Annotated in this window: 12 protein-coding genes; 8 read left to right on the forward strand and 4 right to left on the reverse strand. The window is 39.1% G+C overall.

What is annotated here, in order from left to right; translation table 11 throughout:
• Positions 1-53: 53 nt before the first annotated feature.
• The 5 genes from proB (at position 54) to WDB87_RS06640 (ending at position 4,674) form a co-directional block, all read left to right on the forward strand.
• On the forward strand, positions 54-1,157 hold the full coding sequence (gene proB, locus WDB87_RS06620) for a glutamate 5-kinase (protein WP_337849411.1): 1,104 nt from the start codon (positions 54-56) through the stop codon (positions 1,155-1,157).
• A gap of 136 nt (positions 1,158-1,293) precedes the next feature.
• Positions 1,294-2,268, forward strand: coding sequence for a GGDEF domain-containing protein (locus WDB87_RS06625; RefSeq protein WP_337849412.1), 975 nt, complete (start codon positions 1,294-1,296; stop codon positions 2,266-2,268).
• A gap of 55 nt (positions 2,269-2,323) precedes the next feature.
• The gene (locus WDB87_RS06630; RefSeq protein ID WP_004586118.1) at positions 2,324-2,683 is read left to right on the forward strand and encodes a glutaredoxin domain-containing protein; all 360 of its coding nucleotides are present in this window, start codon (positions 2,324-2,326) and stop codon (positions 2,681-2,683) included.
• A gap of 45 nt (positions 2,684-2,728) precedes the next feature.
• Positions 2,729-4,213: a glutamate--tRNA ligase gene (gene gltX / locus WDB87_RS06635; RefSeq protein ID WP_286245098.1), complete on the forward strand. Its 1,485-nt coding sequence runs from the start codon at positions 2,729-2,731 to the stop codon at positions 4,211-4,213.
• Between the two features lie 161 nt (positions 4,214-4,374).
• The gene (locus WDB87_RS06640; RefSeq protein WP_286245097.1) at positions 4,375-4,674 is read left to right on the forward strand and encodes a 2OG-Fe(II) oxygenase; all 300 of its coding nucleotides are present in this window, start codon (positions 4,375-4,377) and stop codon (positions 4,672-4,674) included.
• 4 nt (positions 4,675-4,678) lie between these two features.
• Here WDB87_RS06640 and WDB87_RS06645 read toward each other — a convergent pair whose 3' ends face one another.
• Positions 4,679-5,074 (reverse strand): hypothetical protein, encoded by a 396-nt coding sequence (locus WDB87_RS06645; protein WP_286245096.1) that lies wholly within the window; start codon positions 5,072-5,074, stop codon positions 4,679-4,681.
• 167 nt (positions 5,075-5,241) lie between these two features.
• Here WDB87_RS06645 and WDB87_RS06650 point away from each other — a divergent pair, with 167 nt between their 5' ends.
• The 3 genes from WDB87_RS06650 (at position 5,242) to WDB87_RS06660 (ending at position 8,388) form a co-directional block, all read left to right on the forward strand.
• Positions 5,242-5,943, forward strand: a complete 702-nt coding sequence (locus WDB87_RS06650; RefSeq protein ID WP_286245095.1) for a DUF3581 domain-containing protein — start codon at positions 5,242-5,244, stop codon at positions 5,941-5,943.
• 155 nt (positions 5,944-6,098) lie between these two features.
• Positions 6,099-7,349 carry a DEAD/DEAH box helicase gene (locus tag WDB87_RS06655; RefSeq protein WP_286245094.1) on the forward strand — a complete coding sequence of 417 codons (1,251 nt, stop codon included), beginning with the start codon at positions 6,099-6,101 and terminating at the stop codon, positions 7,347-7,349.
• A gap of 55 nt (positions 7,350-7,404) precedes the next feature.
• Positions 7,405-8,388: a sensor domain-containing diguanylate cyclase gene (locus tag WDB87_RS06660; RefSeq protein ID WP_286245093.1), complete on the forward strand. Its 984-nt coding sequence runs from the start codon at positions 7,405-7,407 to the stop codon at positions 8,386-8,388.
• A gap of 344 nt (positions 8,389-8,732) precedes the next feature.
• Here the strand turns inward: WDB87_RS06660 and WDB87_RS06665 are convergent, their stop codons facing one another.
• From WDB87_RS06665 to WDB87_RS06675, 3 genes are all read right to left on the reverse strand, one after another.
• Positions 8,733-9,401: a hypothetical protein gene (locus WDB87_RS06665; protein WP_286245092.1), complete on the reverse strand. Its 669-nt coding sequence runs from the start codon at positions 9,399-9,401 to the stop codon at positions 8,733-8,735.
• The gene (locus WDB87_RS06670; RefSeq protein WP_286245091.1) at positions 9,398-9,895 is read right to left on the reverse strand and encodes a hypothetical protein; all 498 of its coding nucleotides are present in this window, start codon (positions 9,893-9,895) and stop codon (positions 9,398-9,400) included. Before WDB87_RS06670 ends, WDB87_RS06665 begins: the two co-directional genes overlap by 4 nt.
• Positions 9,896-10,149: 254 nt before the next feature.
• Complete coding sequence (locus WDB87_RS06675) at positions 10,150-11,106, reverse strand: methylenetetrahydrofolate reductase (protein ID WP_286245090.1); 957 nt, start codon at positions 11,104-11,106, stop codon at positions 10,150-10,152.
• Between the last annotated feature and the right edge of the window lie 147 nt (positions 11,107-11,253).

The raw sequence follows: 11,253 nt of genomic DNA on the forward strand, positions 1-11,253 counted from the left end.
AATACCGAGCTGGTATAAGTTAAATTATCTAAAAATTTTAATAGTAAAAAATAATGCAAAGGGAACAGGTAATAGTTGTAAAGCTTGGTACAAGTGTACTTACTGGTGGCACCGATAAATTAGACAAAGCGCACATGGTTGAGCTGGTTCGTCAATGTAGCGAACTTAAAAAGCAAGGCCACCAAGTTATAGTAGTATCGAGTGGCGCGGTTGCTGCGGGGCGCGAACAACTTATTAACCCCTGTGGCCGCGGCCTAATAGATAAACAAATGTTGGCAGCCGTAGGACAAGGCCAACTTATACATATTTGGCAAAGTTTATTTTCTTTGTATGGCATAAACGTAGGGCAAATGCTGCTTACCCGCGCAGACGTAGATGACCGAGAGCGCTATTTAAATGCGCGCGATACCTTAAATGCGTTATTGAGCCACGATGTGGTACCTATTATTAATGAAAACGATGCAGTAGCAACAAGCGAAATAAAAGTAGGCGATAACGATAATTTATCGGCACTTGTGGCTATTTTAGCTAATGCCAACAAGTTATTACTGCTTACCGACCAAGAAGGCTTATTTACCAGCGATCCGCGCACCAATACCGACGCAAAACTAATTGACGAAGTAACCCACATAAATGATGAATTACGCCAACTAGCAGGTGGTAGCGGTACAAATTTAGGCACCGGCGGTATGGCCACAAAACTACAAGCCGCCGATGTAGCAAGGCGCGCAGGGGTAGAGGTTATTATTGCAAAAGGCGCTGGCAATAATGTTATTTTAAAATGTATGAGCGAGCAATTACCCGGTACGCGGTTTTTAAAGCTTACTGCACCAAAAGATGGTCGTAAAAAGTGGCTAATGGCTGGGCCTAAAAGCACAGGACAAATAGTCATTGATGCAGGCGCTATTACTGCACTGCAAAGCAAGGGGGCAAGCCTACTAGCTAAAGGCATAACCAATGCATTTGGCCGTTTTGAGCGAGGTGACTTGATTGATTTAATTGATGACAACAACCACGTTATTGCTCGAGGGTTAACACGTTTTAATCAAGTTGAAGTAAATAAAATTAAAGGGGCCCACTCAGAGCAAATAGGCGAGTTACTCGATTTTGATAGTGGCGCTGTGGTGCTACACAGAGACGACTTAGTTTTACTTTAGTTTTTATAGCGCTTAGTAAAACAAACTTTAATCCACCTAGGTGAATGCGCCCTAATCCAAAAGTGTTGGTTAATTAATTAGCAAAGTTGATGATTTTGTCTAAACTGATTGAAGTTAAAACAGTTTAGGCAAACTAATGAAGGCAAACAATTGCGGGCACGAATGGATAATCAGTCTAACTCAGCAAGAAGAAGAAAGTGATTTAGATGCATCGTTAGTGCAAATTATTGGCGACCTGCTCGAAGTTGAAAATTTTGCTATTTATATTAATAAACACTTTAGTGCGCAATTACCGCCTACGCTTATAAATACCCACACCCGCCTTGAAGTATTAGAGTCTAACGAAGCGTTAGCGCTGCTTAATAAAGTGACCCAAAACAAAATAAGAGTAAGCCATGCCATAGGTGTAGTAACAACGTATGTGCCGGTATATTACTTTGGTAAAGTAATTGGCATATTACTCATAGAAACCACAAAAGAATTAGCGCAAACCACCACAATGCTCGCCGTGCATATTTTAAATATTTATGCCAACCAGCTAGGGCTATTACATAAATCGCGATTAGACCCTTTAACCGAGCTTTTAAATAGGCAAACCTTTGATAAAAAAGTGATTGAAATTGTCTCAGGCAAAGGCTTTTTATTGCCCCGAGATGATAACTACGAAAAGCGACGATGGTACTTAGCCATTGCTGATATCGATCACTTTAAACGCGTAAACGACAACTACGGCCATGTAATAGGAGATGAGGTTATATTACTTGTAGCGCGGCTGCTAAAAAATAACTTTAGGTTAGAAGACTACGTATTTAGGTATGGTGGTGAGGAATTTGCGGTACTATTTCAAACCAAAACCGAGGCACAAGCACATATAGCACTTAACCGTTTACGCTCAAATATTGCTGAGTACCCCTTTCCGCAAGTTGGGCAGCTTACAATTAGCATTGGCTTTTTAGAGCTGGCAAGTATTGATACTGTATCTAGCATAGTGCACCAAGCCGATATGGCGCTGTACCATTCTAAAAATAGCGGCCGTAATAAAGTGACTGCTTACAGCGAGCTTGAGGTAAATGAAGAAGTGACCCCCGATAATAGTATTGAGCTTTTTTGATTGTAAATTTGTGCTAAAATCTGGCTCCTTAAATTGTTGTAGGCAGGCACAAAACATGAAATTCGTTCGTTGGTTTTTAGGTTGTATAATTTTATTCTTTAATTTTGTATTTACTCCTCGCAGTAAAAAGCGTGCAAGCGATGTGCAAGCGCAGCTTGATCAGCAAACCTCACAATTTAAACTTTATCAATTTAAAGCATGCCCGTTTTGCGTAAAAGTACGCCGTGCAATTAAGCGCGAAGGCTTAAAAATAGAAACGCGTGATGCAAAAAATAATCAACAATTTCGTCAAGAGCTGTTAGAGCAAGGCGGCAAAATTAAAGTACCATGCCTACGTATAGAAAAAAATGGCCAAGTAGAGTGGCTATACGAATCTAACGATATTATTGCTTACTTAAACAAAGTAGCGGCTTAAACGACCCCCTTAATTTTTATCTCACTTATTAAAAGAGACATTATCATGACAATCCGTACTCGTGTTGCCCCATCTCCAACAGGTGACCCGCATCTTGGCACCGCTTATATTGCGTTATTTAACTACTGTTTTGCTAAACAACAAGGCGGCGAGTTTGTGCTTCGTATTGAAGATACAGACCAAGTTCGTAGCACGCCAGAGTCAGAACAAGCGATTATGGATAGCCTGCGTTGGTTAGGTCTTGAGTGGGATCATGGCCCTGATGTAGGCGGCGATTTTGGCCCTTACCGTCAATCAGAGCGTAGCGATTTATACAAAAAATACGCGCACCAATTAGTTGAGCAAGGTAAAGCATTTTACTGTTTTGCAACCAGCGAAGAGCTTGACCAAATGCGCGAAGAGCAAATGGCACAAGGTTTGCGCCCTAAATACGACGGCCGTGGCTTAAACCTCACCGAAGATGAAATTAAAGCAAACCTAGCCGCAGGCAAGCCTTACGTTATTCGTATGAAAATACCAAGCGAAGGCACTTTTAAATTTAACGACTACCTACGCGACGAAATTGAGATCCCGTGGGAAAACGTAGACATGCAAGTGCTATTAAAAGCCGATGGTTTCCCTACGTACTTTTTAGCAAACGTAGTGGATGATCACCACATGCAAATAAGCCATATTTTCCGTGGCGAAGAGTGGATTAATTCAGCACCTAAACTATTAAAACTTTACGAAGATTTAGGATGGGAAGCACCCGTGCTAGGGCATTTACCACTACTGCGTAACCCAGATAAATCAAAGCTTTCTAAGCGTAAAAACCCAACGTCTATTAATTACTATAAAGAAATGGGTTACCTACCAGAGGCCGTGCTTAACTACTTAGGCCGTATGGGTTGGTCAATGCCAGATGAGCGTGAAAAATTCACTCTAAATGAGATGATTGAACACTTCGACATGAAGCGTGTATCGCTTGGCGGCCCAGTATTTGATGTAGACAAATTAAGCTGGTTAAACGGCATGTGGATCCGCGAAAACCTAACAGATGAAGAGCTTGTACAGCGCTTTGTTGATTGGAAGTTTAATGGCGAAATGCTAGCTAAAGTATTACCAGAAGCTAAAACGCGCATTAATACGCTCTCTGACATGGTTGATTTAGCAGGGCATTTTGTAGGCGGCATTCCAACTTACGACCCAGCACTGTTAACGGCGGGCAAAGCTGACGAAAACGTAATACGCCAAGCGCTACAGTTTTTTGTATGGCAGCTTGAAGGTTTACGTAGTTTTGATAAGCCAGCTATTTTTGCCATTGCAAAAGAAGTTGCTACATTCCACGAGCTTAAAATTAAAGACTTTTTAGAGCCAATATTTGTAGCAATCACGGGTAAAACGTCTTCAACGTCAGTACTTGATGCAATGGAAATTTTAGGCTCAGACCTATCACGTGCGCGTTTACGTGTAGCGCTTGCCCATTTAGGCATTTCTAAAAAGCAGGCTAAAAATATTGAGCGTGCGTACCGCACCTACCCAAGTGCATAATCTTTAGTCATACTTTATAAAAAGCCGAGCTTATTAAATAAGTTCGGCTTTTTTGTTTCAGGCTGTTTGGCTATATGTCATCGCGTTTTGATATTGTTTAGCGCAAGCAGTGGCGCTTTAGTAAATGCTACAATGCTGCATGTAAATTAAAAGGAGGCAGTATGATTGCACCTGTAAAAAACAAAGCTATATTTAGCAGTAATGTCTTTTCAATAAACCTAGTTACTTACCCTACACATCACAGTGTGATGAACCATATAGACCCAGTACAGCAAGGGCGCTACTACAAACTTAATTTTGTACTAGTAAAACCGAAAGCTGGTGGGGTTTTTAAATGCTCAAAATGCATTATTAATTGGTTTAACCGCGTGTATTTATTTAGGCCCGACAAGTACGAGCACAGTGTATCTAAAATTGAGTCGGGAAAGCGTGTATTACTTAGCTTTGCGCTTAATATATAATTTATTAATAGTCGTAGGCCTGTCCGCTGCATAAAACAGCCAGGTCACAATACGATACAGAAATCTCACTACAAGAATTAATAGTAAAGGCATTACCACCTCTGCGTATTGCATCCGCTTTAAGTAAATCTATAGCATTTGATTTTGAGCGATTGTAGCTTATATTATTGACGCCTCTACCGTCACCATCGCAGCTTTCGCCTTCAATTCGGCCTAAAAGCGTGGCGCCACTTTCGTGAGCTTCTTGGTCGCTATAAAACTGTTGTAAATCTCGTTTTTTAACGTACGTACCAATTTCCTCAGATAAAACATCGTTATCTATATTGGTATGAAAGGTCACGCCAGACGAGCATCCAGCTAATGTAGTTAGTACGCTTATTGTGGCAATAATTCGCATCATAATAATTAGTCCCTTATTTAGTTTGGTAACTAAATTACTAACTAAAACAGGTATGTGCAATATTTACCCTTAATATAATTGTATGAATTTGTAAGTGATTCGACCTCTCTTTAAATTTTTTCTGGTAGTATGGGCAGGTTATAAGCAGTTTAAGCAGTGAACAATCTATGTTAAGTCCTTACTTTCAGCAGCATGCTGATTATGTTTCTATCTCTCGTGAGCAAGGGTGTCGTTTCGCAAAGTGCGTTGCCGATGATTACAACCCACTTCATGACAAAGATGCCAAAAAGTTTTGCGCGCCAGGAGACTTACTTTTTTCTTTAGTGTTAGACCGCTACGGTATAAGTGAGCGAATGGAGTTTACCTTTGCCGGTATGGTTGATGAAAACACCAAACTTAATTTTCCACAAGGGGATGACGAGTTTGATGTAACCAACGGCGACAAAGTAATTTTAAAGGTAAAACGCGAAGGTCAAACCAGCAAGTGCCCAACACTTACAAATAGCCTAATAAAAAACTATGTTGAGTTTTCTGGTGCTGCATTTCCGCATGTAATTATTCCGCTAATGGGTAAGCAAGATGTAATGATCAACCCAGCGCGCCCTATGGTTATTTACGAGTCGATGATCATTAACCTTGATAACATTAATATTCAAACGCCAACGCTTGAGTTTGCTGAGCCAAGTTTTGAGTACACGGGTAAGCGCGGCAAAATTACCTTGCGCTTTAATTTACTAGAAAACGGCGAAAAAGTTGGTTTTGGTGAAAAGCACATGGTGGTGTCGGGTATTCGTGAATACTGCCAAGCAACGGTTGATGACTTAATCGCGTTTTATAATGAGCGCAAAGCCACGTTAAAACCGGTTTAAAACGATAGAAAAGGGCGCTAAATACATTTGTTATTTAGCGCCTTTTTTATTGGTGCAGGGAACACACTAAGCTCAATACTTTTCTGAGCTGGTTAATTTACGCAGTACCGTAATATGCGTACAATAGCGCTCTTTGTTATTTTAAAGCTAAGCCTATGTCTGCCACATCGTTCTCATCTCTTAAACTCGATTCGTTATTACTCACAGCAATTGAGCTAAATAATTACACCACGCCTACCGCGATTCAGGTTAAAACTATTCCGCACATATTAGCGGGCCGCGATGTAATGGGCAGCGCGCAAACAGGCACAGGTAAAACAGCCGCCTTTGTATTACCACTACTACATAAGCTTTTAAATACACCAAAAAAAGATGAGCCAGGTATAGCCCGAGTGGTTATTTTAACGCCAACTCGTGAGCTTGCTCAGCAAGTGTTTGCAAGCTTTGAAAAATATGCCCAAGGCAGCAATATTCAAGGCGCTTTAGCGTATGGTGGTGCAAGTATTGGTCCGCAAATTAAAGCACTTAAAACGGCGCAAGTGATAGTGGCAACACCAGGGCGCTTACTTGATCACATCATTAAAGGCAGTGTGGTGCTATCAAGTGTTGATTCGTTGGTATTTGATGAAGCAGACCGTATGCTCGACATGGGTTTTATTGATGAAATAAAACGTATTTTGCGCCATATTCCAGGTGATCGCCAAACCTTATTGTTCTCAGCCACATTCGATGACAGCGTGTTTGAGCTGAGCAAAAAACTACTTAAAAACCCCGAACTGATTGAAGTTGATAAACGTAACTCAGCTGCCGTGGAAGTAGAGCAAGTTATTTACGCAGTTGATGAAGATAGAAAGCGCGAGCTTGTATCACACATGATTGGCATGAAAAATTGGCGCCAAGTACTTATATTCACGCGTACAAAACAAATGGCTGATAAACTTGCCAAAGAAATGTGTAAAGACGGCTTAAAAACTGAGTCTATCCATGGCGATAAATCGCAAGGTGCACGCGACCGTGCATTACAAAACTTTAAAGAAGGCACAACGAGGGTATTGGTTGCCACCGATGTAGCAGCGCGCGGTTTAGATATACCGGCGCTTAAATACGTAATAAATTTTGAACTACCTTATATAGCAGAAGATTACGTACACCGAATTGGCCGTACAGGTCGCGCTGGCGAGCAAGGGCTTGCAATGTCGCTGGTAAGTATTGACGAGCAATGGTTACTGGAAGAAATTGAAGTACTACTTGATACCCGTTTAACACCACAATGGCTAGAAGGTTACGAGCCTGATTTAAACAAGCCACCAAAAGATAACCGTAAAAACACCAATAAAGCCCGTAAAGATCGCGATAAAAAGCGCATTACCGGACAAAGAGCACCAAGTAAACGCCGCAGAAAGTAGCCTTAGACATATTTATTTGGCTATACTGAGGCTACTAAATAGCTGAGGTATAGTTATGTTTAAAACAGATAAATGGGCATTTTCTGGTATCGATGGCCAAATATCATTACATAAATGGCAAAAAACCATTGATTTGATAACGGGGCTTTTTTCGGCCCCTTCCGGTTATATAGTTCAGGCTACTAGCAAAGGCTATCGCGTAGTTATTAGAGCAAATGAAGGCGGCTCACACTTTGAAACCAACCCTATACTCCCTCCGCAAACACCGCTATTTTGTAAACACGTAGCCGAAAATAACAATACCTTATATGTAAATAATGCCAGTAATGATGCGCAGTGGAGCACCATGCCGGAGGTTATTGAAGATGATGTTGAATCCTACCTTGGTTTGCCAATTCACTGGCCTGAAGGTGAAGTATTTGGCACCTTGTGTTTAAAAGATTCAAAAAAAACCAGTTACACCGATGAATATTTTGAGCTAATAGAGCAGCTTCGTGATTTAATTGAAGACGATTTAGCGCTTATTTATAGCTTTGAGCAAATGCGCGAAATAGCAATGCTAGACCCACTCACAAATATTTATAACCGCCGCGCACTTACTTTATTAGCCCAGCAAAAACTTAACTTAGCGCTGCGCTTAGGCTTTGATGTGTGTTGCTTGTTTATTGATGTGAACGATTTTAAAAAATTAAACGACACCTGCGGACACGAAGCAGGTGACAAAGCGTTAATTATTTTGGCTAATACCCTAAAAGCACATTTAAGAGAGGCTGATATAGTAGGGCGTTTAGGCGGCGATGAATTTGTAGCTGTGATGCAAATTAGTGATAAAAGTAAGCTTAGCTATATTATTGATAAAATTACCACTGAGTATTCAAAGGCACTTATAAAAGAAAGTGTCTGCGATTTATCTCTTAGCATTGGTTATAGCTTTACTGAGAATCAAAAACAGCCATTTGATGCATTACTCAATGACGCAGACCAAGCCATGTATAAAAATAAACAAGCGTATAAGCTGAGTATTAAAGAGCAAATTTAAGTGATAAATTATTTATTGAGCCTGACTCAAATTTGGAGACACGGTTAAAGCTTTTCTTAAAATGCCTCCAGGATAATGTAGACAATACACTTGATCCTTGGGGATGTAATAGACAGCGTTGTAATAACACTAGATCCATGCTGTAGTGAATCTGAAGTTTTAAAAATAAAAAAGCTGCTAGATGAATACACTTCAAATGCAAAGATAAAACAAAGTGTATTGACCGGATATGTATAAAGTATTGGTACACTGAAAAAGTTAATTTATTGGAATACATTCAAAATATAAAAGGCAAGCGATAGGGCCTGCCAAGGAGTGTAAATACTAACTTGCGGAGGATGTAACTAATTTAGTGTAGTAATTTCGTATGGTTTGTCTGCGGATTTCTTCGTAACCATAATAAGCTTAAACCCTTTACCAAATGCATCAATTACCTGCCAGTCAATACGAATTATTGCGTCTTGAACTTTATCTTCATTGAAATCGCCTGTGGCAACAACGTTGTAAAACATTTGTTCAGTTTCAGTCTCAACTCTTATTGCTCCACTTATGTCTAACGATGTATTAAATTTTTTATGATATTCACTTAGCGTTTTACCTTGCCTTTGGCTTTTATCATACTTATTAACATAAGGGTAAGCTGTAGCAGGAAGATTGCTAATATCATTTTTATCAAGAATTTCCTGTAAATAACTGACGTTCGAGCTTTTAGCTTGAGAGTATTTTTTCAATGCGATGCAGTTTGCTTTCAACATCTGTAACAAATGAAATTCGCTTACAGCTATATCATGAGAAGTGGTTTCTTCTACTTGTTTGCAGTTAGAAAAGTGTACATTTCTCTCTGAACGTAAAGTTAAATCATAATTTAATTTAATACTCCGGTAATCCATCACAACTTCTGATTCTAAACCTGTAAAATAATTAACAAATAATTTAGGTTTTATTTCATCAGCAGATAATTTTGAGCAGCCAACACAGATAAATATCAATAATACTAACGATAAGCTTTTCATGGTGTCATCACCTTTATGTTGTTTACCGCAGATAGTTTTGCTCTTACGTAGTTATTTCTTTCTGCACTGAGTTGAGGGCGGTAACTTTCTTTAGCGGCTTTAATCCAATCCCCAGCTTTGATTGCTTTATCAAACTCAGTAAACTTTGTGACAATTTTTACAGCGCCTAAGTTAAAAATCATATCAAATAATGCGACTTGTATATTTTTGTTTAATTTATCAAAGTCATCGTAATAACCATTAGATTTTTTATATAGAGTAGAAAGCTCTTTGTAAAAAGAATCCATATGTTTGTTTAATTGGCGTGTAATTTCTACATCTTTAATTGTGAGTGAAGTAAATTGTTTATACCATTCAGCTTTATAGTTTCTTTTTTGTTTAGCTATTGTTTCAAATTCTTTTTGTTTTTCTAGAGGAGTCGCAGGAGGACCTGGTTGATTGTTAACTACTTTATTCATTGGGAGCAGGACTGAAGCTTGTTTGTTTTTTATCATATGACCTACGCCTATGGTTACATAGCCCTGAGAGTCTAGATAAAAGTGATTAATTTTTTCTCATATTTTATAATGTTTTTAATTACTTCTGATTTCACCTGTTCATTTAATGGCATTTAAAATTCCTTTTATTAATAGTAATTACCTAATTGGCATACAAGAATACTCAGAACTACCTTAAAAAACAACAATCATGAATATAAGTAGTGTATACCAGTTCACTTAAAAATAATGGGCAGGCTCATATTTAACTTTTAAGCAATTTGTTTTTCAGCTAGGTTTAATTCCATAATGGCTTTTAATAAGCGGTATAGGTTTATTGATGCGTCAATTTCTTCTTTACGGTTTGTTAAGCTCTCAATATTTAAGCCCAGTGGCACATCAAGATGCGCACAGCTTTTAAGTATTAGGTCGAGGTTTTCTCGGCAAATACGTACCGATTCACTTAATGTGTTTTCTGCATCAAGCATGCGCCATTTAGTGGCCTCTGGCACTGAGATACCCAACCATTGCATAAACTCTAAGGTTTTATCGCCGCCGCACGGGGTAAACGTTAATATAATACGTTTTGGTGTTATACCTTGTGCTTTACAGGTACGCGCATAGCTAGTGATTAGCTCTATAGTTGCTTGTGCGTCGTAAACCGCTTGCGATATAAAAAACTGACAACCTTGTGCTGTTTTTTCTATAAGGCGCTCGTGCTCATTTCGCTTACTTGCATGGCGCTCTGCTATGGTAACGCCCCCTAAAAAGAAGTCATCACTTTGCTCTGCAAGCGTTTTATAGGCATCGGGCAAGCTTAGTTTTATATCACCTTCCGATGAGGGGCTACCTACTAAAACCACATTTTTTAAATCGTAGTCGTTTTTGGTTTCATCCAACCAGCCTTTAAACTCTTCTACACCACGTTGTGCCACACTTTTGTAAGTAATGACATCTGGAGCCGATAAATTACGTAATAAATGGCTGTATTCACGAGGGTCTACAGTTTGTTTAAATGGAAATGGGCGTGCTTTATCTGTGCGGCTACTCTCATCTTGAATGTCGTAAATTATTACGCCGTCGTATTCAATTTCGTGTAAGCGAGCAAGTAGTTTTTCTGCAATGATTTTTAGTTGCGCTTTATCAGTACCAATTTTAGGCGGAGTAGTACCAATAAGATAAACACCTTGATTGGTGTCTTCTATTTTTTCTTGTAGTGATAAAGCCATAATCCTCATTCCAGCTTAGTCCAATGTATGTAATTTAATATAGCAGCCATTTAGACGTCTAGATAGATTTATTTAGTGAAAGTTTTTCAATTAACTTGAGCATTTTTCATGCTTAAGTGTTTTTAAAATAGGGAATTGACACAGTTG

It is taken from the genome of Pseudoalteromonas sp. C12FD-1 (assembly GCF_037414265.1).
In the GTDB taxonomy this organism is placed as follows: Bacteria; Pseudomonadota; Gammaproteobacteria; order Enterobacterales; family Alteromonadaceae; genus Pseudoalteromonas.

Excerpts from the sequence above, each read along its gene's own strand:
- gltX (WP_286245098.1), top strand. The coding sequence starts at position 2,729 with ATGACAATCCGTACTCGTGTTGCCCCATCTCCAACAGGTGACCCGCAT.
- WDB87_RS06650 (WP_286245095.1), top strand. The coding sequence starts at position 5,242 with ATGTTAAGTCCTTACTTTCAGCAGCATGCTGATTATGTTTCTATCTCT.
- WDB87_RS06675 (WP_286245090.1), bottom strand. The coding sequence starts at position 11,106 with ATGGCTTTATCACTACAAGAAAAAATAGAAGACACCAATCAAGGTGTT.
- WDB87_RS06630 (WP_004586118.1), top strand. The coding sequence starts at position 2,324 with ATGAAATTCGTTCGTTGGTTTTTAGGTTGTATAATTTTATTCTTTAAT.
- proB (WP_337849411.1), top strand. The coding sequence starts at position 54 with ATGCAAAGGGAACAGGTAATAGTTGTAAAGCTTGGTACAAGTGTACTT.
- WDB87_RS06640 (WP_286245097.1), top strand. The coding sequence starts at position 4,375 with ATGATTGCACCTGTAAAAAACAAAGCTATATTTAGCAGTAATGTCTTT.
- WDB87_RS06670 (WP_286245091.1), bottom strand. The coding sequence starts at position 9,895 with ATGATAAAAAACAAACAAGCTTCAGTCCTGCTCCCAATGAATAAAGTA.
- WDB87_RS06645 (WP_286245096.1), bottom strand. The coding sequence starts at position 5,074 with ATGATGCGAATTATTGCCACAATAAGCGTACTAACTACATTAGCTGGA.
- WDB87_RS06655 (WP_286245094.1), top strand. The coding sequence starts at position 6,099 with ATGTCTGCCACATCGTTCTCATCTCTTAAACTCGATTCGTTATTACTC.
- WDB87_RS06665 (WP_286245092.1), bottom strand. The coding sequence starts at position 9,401 with ATGAAAAGCTTATCGTTAGTATTATTGATATTTATCTGTGTTGGCTGC.
- WDB87_RS06625 (WP_337849412.1), top strand. The coding sequence starts at position 1,294 with ATGAAGGCAAACAATTGCGGGCACGAATGGATAATCAGTCTAACTCAG.
- WDB87_RS06660 (WP_286245093.1), top strand. The coding sequence starts at position 7,405 with ATGTTTAAAACAGATAAATGGGCATTTTCTGGTATCGATGGCCAAATA.